This window comes from Paenibacillus sp. SC116, from assembly GCF_024733555.1.
Lineage (GTDB): Bacteria > Bacillota > Bacilli > Paenibacillales > Paenibacillaceae > Paenibacillus_B.
In genome coordinates this window covers 142,445-158,655 of the sequence record NZ_JANIOF010000001.1, presented here as the reverse complement: position 1 = coordinate 158,655, position 16,211 = coordinate 142,445, and the positions used below count along the sequence as shown (strand labels likewise).

Genomic DNA, 16,211 nt, shown 5'->3' with positions numbered 1-16,211 from the left:
ATTTTCACATGAATGCGGGAGAACGAGCGGTTATATATAAACAACAATAATTATGGTAAATGTAGACATCTTAGCTGATATTCATTACAATCCAAATGTAGAACAACCTCATCATGCATTGGAGTTGATAATATGAACCTATCTCGAAATGATAGGCTAACACGATGGATATGGTGTTTTGTCATCATTGGCATGCTGGCTAGTATCCCCTTAGCTTATCAGCGTGTGGCAACGGAAAACACGTCACGCAACGTTCAATTCGTTATGCATTATCGAGATCTGCTGCAAATGTCAGATTCAGAGCTTCACCCTACTTCGTTTATCCAAGAACAGCTGAATAACATGAAGGAGGCTGGCATTAACGCTATTGCGATACATGAAAGCACACTTCAAGAGCTGAACTTAAGCCGCAGAATAGATATGTACTCCTCACGCGAAGTCAGCGTATTGACCTCTCAACCGATTTCACCTCAAGAGAACTTCACCTACATCCTTTTTACAGATCCGTACACACGAGCGTATACGATGATGTTCATCGAACAACAAGCACAGCGATTGAATATCAAGACCCATCCTTGGACGTTTAACGAACAAGATGGACTCATTTTAGAAATGCCCATCAAAGATGCTACTATTATGCCGCTCGATTATGACCCTACTACTTTGCAAATACTAAAGCATCAGCAATTCGAAGTGATTGCTTACATTTCGAACCGTCGTCCATTTGATGCTAATGCGCTCGACAAGTCCCTAGCGATGCTGCGTAATTATGGAGTAACCACACTTGTCATCGATGGAGAAGCCGTCCCTGGTGTTTCGAAATCTATCAAAGAACAGGATAACAATATTAAGCTTACAGCTGAGCTAATGCTTAAACACGGCCTAAAACTGGCCCTGCCCGAATTGCAAAAAACCGAGCCCATCGGATTGCAGTCACTCGCTTCCAAACTCGATAATCAGATTATCCGCACACATATTTTCAGTGATTTCGATTCGGGTAAACTGATGGGCACGCTTAATGACAAGCAGCTTGAAGCACTCAAGACAAGATTTACAGATCGACTTGTTCTAGCTGTAAAAGATCGCAATATCCGCACCATCCTTATCTCCGCCAAACCAGCTGTTAGCGCAAGTACTGGAACCTATGACAATCCACTAGAACCGTTGTATTCAATCTTGAATGGAGAAGAAAGTGTGACTGCCCGACTAGAAAAGTTCAGCATTCAAGTTGGACAGGCCCCTGTATTTGAGGCAAAAGAAGTTCCTATGCAGTTGCTATGGAAGTGGCTTATGATTGGGGTCGGTATTGCTATCATTGCTTTACTGGTAGGATGCTTTTATCCCGCCCTCCTTCTGCCAAGTTTAGTGTTAGGCGTTGTTGCCTCTGCAGGACTTTATATACTGTCGCCATTGTGGCTGTATAAAATAATTGCGTTAGGCGCTTGCACCGCTGCACCTACAGTTGCTCTCATCTTGGCCATCCGCACACTGCGCAAGAAACAAAGCTTCTCCCTATCTCCTGCACAACGCATTGTAACAGGTGTAACTCTATTTATCCGTACTTCGATCATATCTCTTATCGGCGGTATGGTAATCTTCAGTTTACTAAATGACATCGTATTTCTATTAAAAGTCGATCAGTTCCAGGGTGTAGGGCTGGCAAGTATTATTCCAATAGGCTTTGTCGCACTTTATGTAATATTTTTCGATAAAAACGAGCTGTCTTTACGAGAAAAAGCTCAATTTGTTAAGCGTATTTTACTAACGCCGATCACCATACTTTGGTGCGTAATTGCAGCAGCCTGCTCTGTATTTCTTCTTTATTATTTTATTCGCACAGGAAACTCTGGCGTCGTTTCACCGATCGAGTTATTGTTCCGTGCGTTGTTAGAGCAAACGCTTGGCGTCCGTCCACGTCTAAAAGAATTTTTATTTGCCTATCCACTCTTCTTCCTCGGTGCTTATTTAGCATTAAGCAGGGTGAAGGCTGGCATTATCATTTTCGCGATTAGCATCATTGGTCAAATTTCTCTCGTCAACACATTCGCTCATCTGCATACACCGCTTATCATTTCCTTTATTCGTGTAGGCTTAGGAATGGCGCTGGGAATAATGATGGGATTGCTTGCTATAGCGGCTTGGCATATCGTTTGTTTGATTTGGAACTATGGGAAGAAACGTTGGTCGACACTTACAAATTAACAAGCTATAGTCAAGAGCTAGAACCATGCTTCTCTCAACAACAAGGGCTGTCTCTTCGTGGGGCCTCCATTTGTTAGTACCTATCCAAACTGGCTAACATTCTGGAGGACAGATCCCACGTGAGACAGCCCTATTTTTACGTATATGTTGAATTAACGATACATCTATCTGACATTACTACTAATTTGCTAGGCTACTCCTCCAACAAATTGCGCTGGAATTTTGCCATCGCCGCATACTCCTCTTCCAGTCTGCGAGGAAGGGAAATAAAGATCGGAAGCAGCTGATGATACAGCTTCGCATGCTCCTTCACCGGCTTGTGTTCATGGGATGCACCTACCATCGTCGAAACAATATCCAACGAATCTGTTCTACCCGTTGCATAGAGTCCCAATACGACAGCACCTAAACAGGAGCTTTCATAGCTTTCTGGAATGACCACTTCCTGATCGAAAATGTCTGCCATCATCTGACGCCACAGCTCTGAACGAGCAAAGCCTCCAGTCGCATGAATACGATGAGGTCTGCCGATCTGCTCTTCCATGGCTAAGAGCACCGTGTACAGATTGAAGATGATCCCTTCCAATACCGCACGAATCATATGCTCTTTGCGATGATGCATCGTCAAGCCGAAGAAGGAGCCTCTCGCATCCGCATTCCAGAGCGGAGCACGCTCACCTGTGAAGAACGGATGGAACAGTAATCCATCTGATCCCGGTCGCACCCGCTCTGCGATTTGCGTCAGCAAATCATACGGATCGATGCCAAGGCGCTTCGCTGCTTCTACTTCCGATGCTGCAAGCTCGTCGCGCACCCAGCGGAACAGCATGCCGCCATTGTTTACAGGCCCGCCTACGACCCAATGCTTGTCTGTTAGCGCATAGCAGAATGTACGTCCCTTCGGATCTGTAACCGGACGATCGACTACCGTTCTAATCGCTCCACTCGTCCCGATTGTCACAGCTACGACTCCTGGCTCAATCGCGTTAACACCTAGATTGGACAGTACGCCATCACTTGCCCCGACGATAAAAGTTGTCTGCGAATCGAGCCCCATCTCACGTGCATAAACCGTTTCCAACCCTTTCATCTGATGAGTTGTCGGCACAAGCTCAGACAGCTGTTCTCTACCAACCCCAGCAATCCGCAGCGCTTCCTCATCCCAATCGAGCTGCTGCAAGTTAAACATACCTGTCGCAGAAGCGATGGAGTAATCAATTACATATTTGCCAAACAACTTTGCAAATACATATTCTTTAATCGAAATAAATTTGGTTGTCTTCGCAAATAGCTCCGGCTCTTCGTCACGCAACCACATTAGCTTCGTAATCGGTGACATCGGATGAATCGGTGTCCCTGTACGACGATACAGCTCGTGTCCATTCATCTCCTGCTTCAATCGTGTGGCGTAAGCAGCACTGCGATTGTCTGCCCAAGTAATGCACGGCGTTAATGGTTCACCTGCCGCATCTATGGCAATGACACTATGCATCGCAGAGCTGAAGGAAACGAACAGCACATCTGAAGGCGATACTTTACTAATCGACATCACTTGTTTAACCGATTGGATGACCGCTTGAAAAATCTGTTCCGGATTCTGCTCAGCAATCGTGGCATTAGGCGTAAATAAAGGGTACTCTTCCCCGCCTTTTGCTATGACTGTTCCATCTTCCTGAAACAGAACTGCCTTCGTACTCGTTGTACCGATATCGATACCGATCGTATATAGAACTTTGCTCATAACATTACCCTTCTTTCCATCCACTACCTTTATTGCATATTCAAAAAGTCCGGTGTTAACGGACTTTTTGAACTGCCTCTATTTAAACGAACATACTGAGCGCAAGAATAAGGCCAAGTGCTACAACAGAAAGTATCGTCTCCATTACGGTCCAAGACTTCAACGTCTGTGTAACCGACATGTTAAAGAATTCTTTAACCATCCAGAAACCTGCATCGTTAACGTGAGACAATACGATAGAACCTGCACCTGTTGCCAATACAACAAGCTCGACATTTACGCCTGGGTTCATGGCAAGAACAGGAGCTACAATTCCAGCTGCCGTTGTCATCGCAACTGTTGCGGAACCAGTAGCGACGCGAATAAGTGCTGCCACTAACCAAGCAAATAGAATAATATTTACGTTCGCTTGTGTTGCAATTTGTGCAATTGCTCCGCCTACTCCACTATCGATAAGCACTTGCTTGAACGCTCCGCCACCGCCGATAATCAAAATAATCGTTGCTGTTGGCGCCAAGCACTCGCTGCTGAAGCGAGAAATATCTTCCTTCGTGAATCCACGAGCAAAGCCAAGTGAGTAGAAGGAGAATACTACGGAAATAAGTAATGCAATTACTTCGTGCCCAATAAACTCAAAGAATACCGTCCAGCTGCTTGTTGCTTCTGGATCTAGAATTAGCGCTGCAGAACCAGCTAACATTAGAATAACGGGTAAAAGAATCGTAAACAACGTTATTCCGAATCCAGGCAGCTTAATATCGCCTTTTACAGCAAATTGCTCTTCTAGATTTGCAGGTGGTTGCACTTGAATCCGCTTACCAATATATTTTCCGAAGATAGGACCAGCAACAATTGCAGCTGGTAAACCTACGATCAAGGAATAAAGAATCGTCATACCAAGGTCAGCGTTGAAAGCATCAATCGCAATCATCGGTGCCGGATGTGGCGGTACAAGACCGTGTACAATAGACAAACCTGCAAGAATTGGAATACCGATTTGCAAGAGTGACATGTTCGTTTTACGTGCCACTGTGAACACAATTGGAATCAATAGAATAAGACCAACTTCGAAAAATACCGGAATACCAACGATGAAACCTACAAACATCATGGACCAGTGAACGCGCTTCGCACCAAACTTATCAACCAGTGTCGTCGCAATTCGTTCTGCACCGCCGGACTCTGCCATCATCTTACCAAGCATCGTTCCGAGACCGATAACAATGGCGATCTTACCTAACGTACCGCCCACTCCGCCGATAACGGACTTCACGACATCCAACGGATTCATACCAGAAAGAAGACCAAGCATTAATGCAGACAAGAGTAAAGTAACAAAAGGATTCCACTTATACTTCGCAATAAAGACAATCAAGAATGCAATGGATACAAATGTCCAAATAAGCAATGTTGCTTCATGACTGAGACCGAAAATCGTGCTCATCAGAATGTCCTCCCTTGATGTACAATCAATCTGAATTATTTTTGTATACTAGTCGACAACTTTGCCCGCACCTTATTATCGCCTTGCCTCCGTTTATTCAGGAGGAAGGCTTGTAACAAGGGTTTGACGTGAATCGGCAAAATATTGTTCGACGCCGTGTTTAATGACTCCGATATCCTTCGACTGCAGTCCCTGCAACAGTTCTCTATGCTTTTCAATCACATTGTGAAGCTTCTCTTCTCCCATCGAGAATACTTCCTCTGTCGTAATAAGTAGGACTGTCAATACGATATGACGGATACTGTTCCAAAGATGTTGAATTCGACGATGCTCTGCTGCCGCAATAATTGCTTCATGGAATGAAATATCCTGATAAGCAAATTCGACAACATCGTTATATTTGACCGCGAGCTCCATCTTGTCAATAATCTGATTCAGTTGCATAATCAACCGTTCCTGATCAACATCAGCAAGACGCTGCTGCACAAAACTTTCAATCAAATATCGAACATCATACAACTCCTTCACATCTTCCAACGTCAACCCGATAACTACAGCACCCATTCGTTCGAGACGAATAAGTCCTTCATTGGATAACGCTTTCAATGCTTCTCTAACTGGGGAACGACTCGTTCCAAAGTCAGCAGCTACCCGATTCTCGGAAATAACCTCGTCTGGCTTAATCGTTCCTTTAATAATTTGCAAACGCAATTCGCATGCGATACATTCACCTAATGAGGCTCCTTGAAGCCATGTTGATGGATAGTGCATATGATTCAACTCTTCCTAATGAAATAGATGATGTCGATGTCCAAACTATCGACAAGTCAGCTCTATTTTATCATATGCTGGCTAACCCAATCCATTTTGGTATAAAAATAGGTTACTCCATCGTTACTTCGGTAACTTCGGTTACTTCGATACAACAGCGTGACCACCAAATTCGTTGCGCAGTGCTGCAACTACTTTGCCATGGAAAGCATCTGTATCAAGTGAGCGATATCTCATCATTAACGACATGGCAATAACAGGCGTACTCGCTTGCAAGTCAAGTGCTGTCTCTACCGTCCATTTTCCTTCTCCAGAGCTATGCATGACACCGCGAATACTGTCCAACTTCGGATCTTTCGCAAACGCATTCTGAGTCAAATCCATTAGCCAGCTGCGAATTACGGAACCGTTCGACCACACACGAGCTACTTGCTCATAATCAAAGTCAAAGTCGCTCTTTTCCAACACTTCGAAGCCTTCTGCAATCGCTTGCATCATACCATACTCGATACCATTGTGAATCATTTTCAAAAAATGACCGCTTCCGAGCTTACCTGCATACAAGTATCCTTGATCAACTGCCATATCACGGAACAATGGCTCCAAACTGCCGAATACCTCTGCATTGCCGCCAATCATGAAGCAGCCTCCATGCTCAGCTCCATCTGTTCCACCAGATGTTCCAACATCAAAGTAATGGATGCCTTGCGCTTGCATCTTCTCACCGCGAGCAATCGATTGCTTGTAGTGCGAATTTCCACCGTCAATGACGATGTCTCCTGGAGACAGAATCGGAAGCAATGTATCGATAACATTGTCCACAATCTCTCCTGCTGGGACCATCATCCATACGATACGTGGAGTTTCGAGCTTATGTACGAGTTCCTCAATCGTCGCCGCTGGAACAGCACCTTCTGTTGCCAACTTCTCTCTAGGTTCGGAATTCACATCATATACGACAGCTTCATGATCGTAACGCATCATATTGCGAACGAGATTGAATCCCATCTTGCCAAGACCTATCATGCCTACCTTCACTACCTGTTCCCCCTTGCTAGAACTACAAGTATACTTGTATACAAGTTGTACTTCGTAAACGTATGATAACGCTTTCTTTAAGAGTTGTAAATAGTTTTTTTATTTTAATCAACGTCTCCCGTCACAATTTAACTCAAGAAAAAACCATACCTCCGTTTAAAAAATAAACTTAGGCATGGTCTTTTTCCTATATTTCACCTATATTATCTATACTCTTTTATCGTGTGACGTCCCATGCAAAGTTGAACATAGTTACTACTAGCACACTGTGAATTCGTATAAGGAATAGCCATACATGGTCGCTCTTTTCATACCCAGCATTCTAACGTATCTGCCACTAGCATTCGCTACTTCAAACTGTACGCGTCCGCCTGACCCTTCCCTTTCATGATGGATATCTTGCCAATCTTCTAAGTTAGCAGATAACTGAACTTTATATTCCGTTGCATAAGCATCTTCCCAGCGCAATAAAATGCTTTTAATCGGCTTCGACATCCCCAAATCAACGCACGCCCACTCATCATCGTTATAATCGCTGCTCCATCTAGTCGATGGCTGCGAGTCAACAAGATTATATCTGCTAAGCAGTTCACTTTGATCCGATGAGGTGTAAACGGGTTTGTGTAACGAAAGAGTGCCTTCCAGCTCAACCATCTTCGTGACGATTTCTAAACGGCAATCTCCAACACTTTCTTCATTGTTTGTATTCATCGATTTAACAGCCACTTCATATTTCGTCTCCGGTTCAAGATTAGGAATAATATAATGAGTCGCAGAGCATTTCGTAATCTCGGAACCATTAACAAATACAAGATAGCAATTAGACTCCAATTCTCCTTTGTCGTCTATCCATGATATCCATGCGCTCGTATCGGTTGAATACAGCAATTTCAAGTCTGTTGGGGCATTGGGCGGTAATCGTGTAAACTCGGGCTTCACCCCACTTATCATTTCTTGCTGTACATCCTTAATAAATTGCTGTTCCAACTTTTTCATTTCATCGTATTTTTCTTCAATGCGGCTCCAACAAGCCTTCAAATCCGTTGATGTTATAGAGAACTTCGCTATCCTTTGTTTGATAACTTCCGAAACTTTGGAAGACTTATGTAGAATTTCAACAAGATGCTCGGAGTAATGATTTTTTTCTAAATAACCCGCTACCATTTTCCTAGACAAAGCGTACACCCCGAAAAAGGAGAGCAATGATTCCAGCTTAATATCGGTTGTCGTAATAGCCTGTTTCAATTGCTCAAAACGATCTCCCTCGTCACCCAACTCCAGCATTTTCTGACGAAATCGCGAGTCGATGTACTCGCCAGCTTCATCTGCCACTTTTGCAATCGAGTAATAATCTACCATGAACACTTCCGCGCTATTAAAAGCTTGCTCAAGAAGTGTCGATTCGTATATTTTCTCAAATGGATAATCAAATATCGTAAAGGAATCATCCACCTCATTATAGGCGGTTAGAGCGAGTGAATGAATTCCATCTAAATTCATTTGAGTCAATTGCATGTGAGGAATATACTTATTTCTGACCCAAATAAATACTTCCTCACCATTGGCTAGCCGTTGAATGATCGTTTCTTTCGCAGCATGAAAACTGTCAAACGTAATTGATTTCTCTACGGTTCCCAGCATTTCATTGCTCGGCTCAATTTCCCATGAATAGTCCCATCCGGCTTTTTCTGCTGTTATCATTTCCTTATAGATCTTATCAATGCTTTCATATGCATTCCAAAAATGGGAGCGTACATCCACATGCTTATCCAAATAGCGAAACACTTGTGCTTTCCTGCATGTTACGAAACTATAAAATAGTGCGGTTGATACAACCTCCATACGAAAACCTTCCTTTCTATCCAGAAGTCTATACACTTCTTTATACTTTTCATGTCAATAACTGCACAACTCGATTCCCAACTGCTGGGGCTATCTTTACTCCACTGCCGCTAAATCCGCTTGCAATTATTGTCCCTCTAAGCCCAGGCACTTCTTCAACGATTCCACATCCACCCAAACTATAGGCATCAAAGCTTTTTCGCCCTCCATATGTGGAGACTTCTCCCCAATGGCTCAGGCGCTGCTGAGCTGCTAGCAAGACACGTCGCTCTTGATCAAGGTCGATCGACTTTCGATTCTCTATATCGATATCCCATTCATCTACTGGAAGTCCTACTAATGTTAGCCCATTCCTATAAGGTCGGCTGTATAGATCCATAGCTGAATCAATAAAGCCAGTTCGCGGTGCATGTTGAAGTTTAACGACTTGAAATTGAATACTCTTACTTCTTATCTTCTCCGAGATAATGTGATCTGTAAGTAATGTGCTGCTCCACGCTCCTGCACAAATGATTACATGAGGACAATAGATGGTCTCAGCAGAAGTTCTAACGCCTATCGTCTGTCCATGTTCTTGCAATATTTCATATACCTCTATACCTTCGTACAGCTCTACACCTCGATCAGCCAACTTTCTAGTAAGCGCTTTGGTCGCTAGCAGTGGGTCCATATAGCCAGCATCAGGCTCGTAGACAGCCGCTTTCAAATCACTCCACTTGAACTCCGGAAATCTTCTTGTTCCCTCTTGTATCGATAGAACTTCGACAGCAGCCCCATTGGCCGAGAGTCTTGAGCACTCCCTTTGCAAATGAGACAATTCGTCGGTAGACTCCATATACAAGAAGCCAGTGCGTGTAAATGCGCATTCCTGCTCGCTTAGATCACACTCAGCCTGATATTCCTTAAAACCTTCCAGTGCTAAATTTGAAAGCAATGGATCCGAATGATACACACGTACAATTCCTCCTGATTGCCCAGTAGCACCGTTCCCGATCTCGAGTTTCTCAAGCAGCGCAATCCTTTTGAAGCCGCTTTTGTTCAGCTTGCAAGCAACGAAAGCGCCAATAATTCCGCCACCTATGACGACTACATCCATCGTTTTCATCCAACTGATTTCTCCTGACTCCGTTTAATAGCAATCAATATAAAGGAGAGTATCCCTAGACAGATTGAGAAAATAGCAGATCCTTCGAAAAACGGTAAGATCAACAATACGAGCATCAACATGACAACATAGAACAGCCGATCTCGAGCTGCCTTGTAATATTTAATAGCTGCACCATAAATAAATAAGTAAATGATAAAGAAATTAAAATTGGTCATTTGAATCAAATAAACTTCATCCAGTTCGAACGATGCTAATATAAGCAAAATAACGCCATACCATACCGCTAACAGAAGATATGCAGAAGTATGTACATTTTTCTGTGTTGTTCGTGCAAATAATGCAGGCAGCACCTTCGTTTCCGCAAGGGAAACAATAACTCGCGATGCGCTAAATACCCATGCATTGGTTGCCATCATAATGAGGAAAATAGCCAACGCGTTGTACAAATACCCGACCTGTTCAGGAACGATACCTTCAAGCAGCAATGGAAGCACCGTTTGCGTGTCTTCATAAGCTCCAGCCGGAATTCTTACGATTAAGGCAATTGCAAGCAGGACATACAATGCACCCACAATCATTACAGCGATAGGAACTGCTTTCCGGTACGAAGCTCTGGGATCCTTCACGTCGCCAGCTATATTCGTCGCATTCTCCCAGCCTAGAAAGGAATAGAAGCAGACGGTTATCGCAGATAAGACTGCCGTATAACCATGCGGAGCAAATGAAGCTGTCTGTTCAAAGTCTGCATGGAAGAGCGCAATCCCTATAATCGCGCTTAATATAATAGATAGCACGAGGAAGGAAATAAACTGAATTCTGTTACTCATCTTAACCCCGAGCAGATTTAACAAGATGGATGCCAGCATAAAGAAAAAACCGTACAGCAGAACAAAATAATCATCAAAACCGACAATATTTTGCAAATATCGAGCAGCAGCAATACCCATGATGGGATTACCGATAATCATCGTGAACGCCAGTAACAAATTGAGACTTTGACCTACTTTTTCTCCAAATACATCCCCCACCATCAGCATAAGTCCGCTGGAATGAGGGCGTTCTACGATTAATTTGGAGAACGAGCGAGCTATAGGATAGGACAACAACGCCAAGATGATCCAAGAAAGCAAGGAAGCTGGTCCCGCGATTCCGTAAGCGATTCCGGGAACGATAAGAATGCCAACTCCAATAATCGAGGTTACGTAATATACCATTAATCCCTTAGCGTCAATAAGTCTAGTATCTTGGTCTCGTTCTTTCATCGTCTGCATCACTCTATTCGTTTAAGATTCCTTCTACTAAGCTGGTAATGTGCTGCAACGTCTTAAAATCTTCAACGGTCACATCGTCAGATATTTCGATATCAAACGCTGTCTCCAGCTTTACAATCAACTCAACCACCCGCATAGAATGCAGACCTAATTCGCTTAAGGGAAAATCATGCGAGAATGGAGTATCTTGCTCTAACTTCGTTACTTCGAGAATTAATTCTCGTATCTGTTGTGATAAGTCCATTACACGTTCTCCTTTATCCCATGCTCTTCCGCTGCAAGGCACAATAGTGACACACACTCCCGCTCTAGATACAGAATATTCGTAAATATCGAATTATCAGTAAACGCTTTATGCGGATATACATGAGTCATCGCATATTTGCCAATCACTCTTCTTAATTTTTGCAAGACCTCCAGTTGTGCGGTTAGTCGTTCAAGAGCTGCTTGCGCCTCAGGCATTATCTTACTAAGCCGGTATTGCTCCGCTTGTTTTATTAGGATCGTCTCATTTAAGCCTTTAATCAGTTCCTGCGTATGTCTCTGCAACTGTTCTTCCTGCATACAAATGTTCTGCAGCCAATCTACCATTTCAGCTGCGTTGATCAAATGACTTCCCTCAAGCATCTGCTTATCTTCCGATAATTGTTTCACCCATACTGCTGAACTAGATATCGTTGAATGATTCGCACCTGTTTCCGAGATGTAATACATGGATGCCCCTGACCAACTCGGTAAAAAGTGATCTACAAATCCCGCATAGGCTTGTTCTAAATCATTAAACGATAACAGTCTTCTTTCATACGTCATACTTTCCCGTTCACGGTGCTCAATTACATAAAACACCTGATTTGCTGTATCTACCCCACAAATGAGCAGTACATGAGGCCAATGCTCTTGTCGATATAGATCCTTTCTCATTGGCAGCGCATAACAATCAATGTTCAATAAAGGCAGCTTCCCCTGCTGCAATGCTTCTGTAAGGTCAGCGATAATATTCTCGCTCTGAAACACGGTATCTATTTGTAGTCCAAGTTCATTTACAATTCGGTCAATCGAGTGTACGGATTCCATTTGAAGTTTAACAGGCCACAGCTCATCGTTATGATTTTGTTCGTACCAAATCCGATCATATGCCAACACGTACTCAATTGGCTGCCCGAAATATTGAATAACAGGAAACAAGGCGCTAAAAAAACAATTTTTATAAAACAAATCATTAAACGGCTTCACATCATAAAATTTTTCCATAGCTGCTCCCTTCTTTGTTACACGGCAGGACGACTGGAGACTATCAATTCTTTATAGAAATTTTCACCCTTCATTAGTTCTTGATGCGTGCCAATCTCGGATATGCGACCATCGCGCAGCACCATAATCATATCTCTTTCAGATAATACGGAGAGTCGATGGGTAATAAGGATCGTTGCGCGATCTTTCATTAATAGCTCCAACGATTGACGAACTTGTATTTCCGACTCGGCATCCAAAGCCGAAGTTGCCTCATCAAGCAGTAAGACAGGAGCATTTTTCAAAAAAGCTCTGCTAATCGCGATCCTTTGACGCTGTCCGCCAGATAGCAGCCTTCCATTTTCTCCGACCTGAGACTGGTACCCATCTTGCAAAGTCATAATGAAATCATGAATATTCGCTAATTTTGCCGCCTGTATTACTTCATCCTCAGTTGCATCACTTCGCCCGCACGCTATATTTTCATAGACGGTTCCAGAAAATAGCCACGGCTCTTGTGATAAGTAGGATATTGACTTTCTCCACTGCTCTAAGGGCGTTTCATAGATTGATTTTCCTTCAATATAAATATGTCCCTCATTCGGCGCGTAAAATCCTTGAATCAATTTAAATAACGTGCTCTTTCCCGAGCCACTAGGCCCAACAAGCACAGCTTTCTGTCCTTTGTTAATACTAAAATTTAGACGATGCAAGGCAGTTGAATCACTCGTATACGAAAAGGATACGTCGGAAAAACAAATAGCGGCGGAAGCGGACTTGCCAGATACCCTTCCTCCATCGCCTAGAGAGATGGCTTCATGCGGCAAAATTCGTACAGGCTCAGCGGGCTCATCCAGCAATTCCTTTACTCGATGCACACTAACAAGAGATGACATCATGTTGACCACCGTATTCCCTAACTGCAATATGGATTGCGACATATTCCATTGAAGCTGTGCGAACGCAATAAGAATCCCTAAACCTAATTGACCATTTAAGACGAGAAACACACCTACCGCAATAACACCGGAATAGTTCATGAAATTTAAAAAATAGCTCCAGCTTTCTAACTGGCCATTTTTCACACCAAAGCGTATCCCCTCTTTGCTGAGGTTGTGGTTCTGCTCTTCGTTCAATTTCTTTACTTTTTCCTCTAAATGAAACATTTTAATTACTTTTACTCCAGCCAACATATCAACGGCCCGCTCTGTAATTTGTCCTAACTGCGTCTGAATGGCAAAGGCAATCGATTGTATAGGCTGCGAGAAGCGCATAATGATATAAGTGGAAAATAAACACATGCCTACTAGAAAGAGCGCGAATTGCCAATGAAGAAACAACATAATAGTAATAGAGGCCACACTATACAGCACTGTCTGAATGATCGAACGAAAATGCCAGCTGTATACCGCTTCTATATTATTCAAATCGTTCGTCAATCTTGATAAAATATCACCAGAATGAATACGGTCGTAGGTACTGCATGGCAATATAGATACTTGCGCCGTTACGACACGACGAATGTTAGCCATCGTTTTTTTCACACACATGATGTAAATGTATTTGCATATCGTCGATATCGCCATAACGGATACTAAAGCCACAAGAAAAGAAATCGTTCCTCGCCAAAATAGCGACATATCACTAGTTGCAGCTGCGTTGAAAATATCAATATAAACAAAGGCAGCCACAATAGGCAGCGCCGATTCAGAAGCACAAAATAAGATTAGGGCTATAAAATAAGTTTTCCGAACAGATGCTAGAAACTGTAGAAGCTGATGGATCTGACGAAAAGAGTTACGAATGTTACTGTTCATGCAGCTCCCCCTCCTCTGACATCTGATAATAAAAATACTTTCTGTATAATCCACCTTCCGCCAGAAGCTGTGCATGCGGCCCCTGCTGAACCAGTCTTCCTTTTTCCATAACAACAATTTGGGTAGCATCAACTACAGATGATAACCGATGAGCAATGACGACGATCGTTTTTTCCTTCGAAAGGTTCACCATTGCATTGTGAATGCTTGCTTCTGTTTCATAATCTAAGGCCGAAGTTGGCTCGTCGAACAGCAGTATGGAAGCATTCTTCAATATGGCCCTTGCTATGGCAATGCGTTGTTTCTGCCCGCCGGATAAAGCTATGCCTGCCTCGCCAATCTTTGTATCGAAGCCATGCGGCAGCTGCTCAATGAACGAAAGCGCATCCGCTTGTTTGACTGCTGTTAATACATCTACAAATGGTATACCTGGTTCGAAGCAAGTGATATTTTCCAAAATCGTACCAGGAAATAGATAGGTTTCTTGCGAAACTAATCCAATATGCTGCCGAATCGTTGCAAGCTTCTGTTCATCCATCGCTTGTCCAAAGTAGCTGATCTTTCCTTTTTGAGGCATGTAAAAACCACACAACAGACTAAACAAAGTTGATTTTCCTGACCCGCTTGGTCCTACAATTGCCGTAATTTGATTTTTAGGAATCTTGAGGTTCAGGTCTGAAAGGGTATGATTGTTGTTATCATAGCTGAAAGCAATATTTTGAAGCTCAATAGCGGTATCATGTGAGGTCAAAATCGTCGCTGCTTCTGCGCTATTTTCCGGGAGAAATGAGAGTACCTCCTTAATTCGTTCTGCAGCCGCTTTTGCTGTACGAAATTGAACGATAATACCTGGAAGCGTTGTGATGGGATTAATCAGATAATTAACTAGAATAAGAAAGACTAATAGTTCCCCTGCTGTAATATCGCCGATCGTTGCTAAATACGCACTATAAACCGTGCAGATTAAATACGTACCCCAGCGCTGCAAAATATTAATAGGTTCAATTCGCGCTACTTTTTGTTCAATTTCTTTCTCTTTTTCATATATCGTTTGGATGCTGCTATTATAACGACTACGTACTAGCTCTACGAGTCCGAATGACTTAATTGTTTCGACACCAGCAAGCACTTCCGAGGAAATCGATTGAATCACACCAAAATGAACTTGAATATTTGACATGAGTCGCGTTATAGGTTTGCTGATCAGATTGATTAGGTATATGGATATAGGCATCAGCACAACGCTGACAAGTGTCAGCTGCCAATGAATAGACAGCAAGTAGCTAAAAGAAAGTATAAATACAATTGGCGAGTATATGGCTTCGTGAAGTTTTAAGGAAAAAGATTCTTTAATGACTCTCGTATCCCCATTCAGTCGAGTGACAAGATCGCCGCTATCGAAACGATGCAGAGTAGATATAGGTGAGCGAATCAACTGATGAATCAGATTATCACGAACAGATCTATCAAATCGGTACGCATAAAGATAAGAAGCAAACTTGATAAAATAGCTTAATCCGATTCCGATAACGACGATACCAAGCAAAGCCAACGCTGTACCAATGACATAATCTCGGTCTTGAACGAGGGTGGTATCCAACATTTTCTCCAACAAAATAGCCCGGATGACATCAAAAAAAGCTTGAATAACGGAGCAGATAGCCCCGAGATACACCCAATGGATATGATTCTTCATTAAACCCCATATTTGATTCCGCACTGGTTTAGCCATATCATCCCTCCCATC

Annotated in this window: 12 protein-coding genes; 1 reads left to right on the top strand and 11 read right to left on the bottom strand. The window is 43.0% G+C overall.

Going from position 1 to position 16,211, the window contains the following annotated elements; translation table 11 throughout:
• The first annotated feature begins 132 nt into the window (after nt 1–132).
• The gene (locus NQ117_RS00530) at nt 133–2,202 is read left to right on the top strand and encodes a DUF5693 family protein (RefSeq protein WP_258276084.1); all 2,070 of its coding nucleotides are present in this window, start codon (nt 133–135) and stop codon (nt 2,200–2,202) included.
• Between the two features lie 193 nt (nt 2,203–2,395).
• Here the strand turns inward: NQ117_RS00530 and gntK are convergent, their stop codons facing one another.
• From gntK to NQ117_RS00475, 11 genes are all read right to left on the bottom strand, one after another.
• On the bottom strand, nt 2,396–3,943 hold the full coding sequence (gntK, locus tag NQ117_RS00525; RefSeq protein ID WP_258276083.1) for a gluconokinase: 1,548 nt from the start codon (nt 3,941–3,943) through the stop codon (nt 2,396–2,398).
• A gap of 82 nt (nt 3,944–4,025) precedes the next feature.
• A complete protein-coding gene (locus tag NQ117_RS00520; protein WP_258276082.1) occupies nt 4,026–5,387 on the bottom strand; it encodes a GntP family permease in 1,362 nt (453 codons plus the stop codon).
• Between the two features lie 93 nt (nt 5,388–5,480).
• Nucleotides 5,481–6,158, bottom strand: a complete 678-nt coding sequence (locus NQ117_RS00515) for a GntR family transcriptional regulator (RefSeq protein ID WP_258276081.1) — start codon at nt 6,156–6,158, stop codon at nt 5,481–5,483.
• Between the two features lie 141 nt (nt 6,159–6,299).
• Entirely contained in the window at nt 6,300–7,196 is an 897-nt protein-coding gene (gene gnd / locus NQ117_RS00510; protein WP_258276080.1) for a phosphogluconate dehydrogenase (NAD(+)-dependent, decarboxylating), read from the bottom strand.
• Nucleotides 7,197–7,454: 258 nt separating this feature from the next.
• Nucleotides 7,455–9,038, bottom strand: a complete 1,584-nt coding sequence (locus NQ117_RS00505; protein ID WP_258276079.1) for a discoidin domain-containing protein — start codon at nt 9,036–9,038, stop codon at nt 7,455–7,457.
• A 49-nt stretch (nt 9,039–9,087) separates the two neighbouring features.
• Complete coding sequence (locus tag NQ117_RS00500; protein WP_258276078.1) at nt 9,088–10,143, bottom strand: NAD(P)/FAD-dependent oxidoreductase; 1,056 nt, start codon at nt 10,141–10,143, stop codon at nt 9,088–9,090.
• A complete protein-coding gene (locus tag NQ117_RS00495) occupies nt 10,140–11,408 on the bottom strand; it encodes an APC family permease (RefSeq protein WP_258276077.1) in 1,269 nt (422 codons plus the stop codon). Before NQ117_RS00495 ends, NQ117_RS00500 begins: the two co-directional genes overlap by 4 nt.
• Nucleotides 11,409–11,421: 13 nt before the next feature.
• Nucleotides 11,422–11,661, bottom strand: coding sequence for an acyl carrier protein (locus tag NQ117_RS00490; RefSeq protein ID WP_258276076.1), 240 nt, complete (start codon nt 11,659–11,661; stop codon nt 11,422–11,424).
• On the bottom strand, nt 11,661–12,668 hold the full coding sequence (locus tag NQ117_RS00485; RefSeq protein ID WP_258276075.1) for a BtrH N-terminal domain-containing protein: 1,008 nt from the start codon (nt 12,666–12,668) through the stop codon (nt 11,661–11,663). Before NQ117_RS00485 ends, NQ117_RS00490 begins: the two co-directional genes overlap by 1 nt.
• A gap of 17 nt (nt 12,669–12,685) precedes the next feature.
• Nucleotides 12,686–14,464 (bottom strand): ABC transporter ATP-binding protein, encoded by a 1,779-nt coding sequence (locus NQ117_RS00480; RefSeq protein WP_258276074.1) that lies wholly within the window; start codon nt 14,462–14,464, stop codon nt 12,686–12,688.
• On the bottom strand, nt 14,454–16,196 hold the full coding sequence (locus NQ117_RS00475; protein ID WP_258276073.1) for an ABC transporter ATP-binding protein: 1,743 nt from the start codon (nt 16,194–16,196) through the stop codon (nt 14,454–14,456). The genes NQ117_RS00480 and NQ117_RS00475 overlap by 11 nt, the downstream gene beginning before the upstream one ends.
• Between the last annotated feature and the right edge of the window lie 15 nt (nt 16,197–16,211).

Bases quoted from the DNA above. Each gene is read 5' to 3' on its own strand.
- NQ117_RS00490 (WP_258276076.1), bottom strand. From the start codon at position 11,661: ATGGACTTATCACAACAGATACGAGAATTAATTCTCGAAGTAACGAAG.
- gntK (WP_258276083.1), bottom strand. From the start codon at position 3,943: ATGAGCAAAGTTCTATATACGATCGGTATCGATATCGGTACAACGAGT.
- NQ117_RS00475 (WP_258276073.1), bottom strand. From the start codon at position 16,196: ATGGCTAAACCAGTGCGGAATCAAATATGGGGTTTAATGAAGAATCAT.
- NQ117_RS00505 (WP_258276079.1), bottom strand. From the start codon at position 9,038: ATGGAGGTTGTATCAACCGCACTATTTTATAGTTTCGTAACATGCAGG.
- NQ117_RS00515 (WP_258276081.1), bottom strand. From the start codon at position 6,158: ATGCACTATCCATCAACATGGCTTCAAGGAGCCTCATTAGGTGAATGT.
- NQ117_RS00500 (WP_258276078.1), bottom strand. From the start codon at position 10,143: ATGAAAACGATGGATGTAGTCGTCATAGGTGGCGGAATTATTGGCGCT.
- NQ117_RS00495 (WP_258276077.1), bottom strand. From the start codon at position 11,408: ATGAAAGAACGAGACCAAGATACTAGACTTATTGACGCTAAGGGATTA.
- NQ117_RS00485 (WP_258276075.1), bottom strand. From the start codon at position 12,668: ATGGAAAAATTTTATGATGTGAAGCCGTTTAATGATTTGTTTTATAAA.
- NQ117_RS00480 (WP_258276074.1), bottom strand. From the start codon at position 14,464: ATGAACAGTAACATTCGTAACTCTTTTCGTCAGATCCATCAGCTTCTA.
- NQ117_RS00520 (WP_258276082.1), bottom strand. From the start codon at position 5,387: ATGAGCACGATTTTCGGTCTCAGTCATGAAGCAACATTGCTTATTTGG.
- NQ117_RS00530 (WP_258276084.1), top strand. From the start codon at position 133: ATGAACCTATCTCGAAATGATAGGCTAACACGATGGATATGGTGTTTT.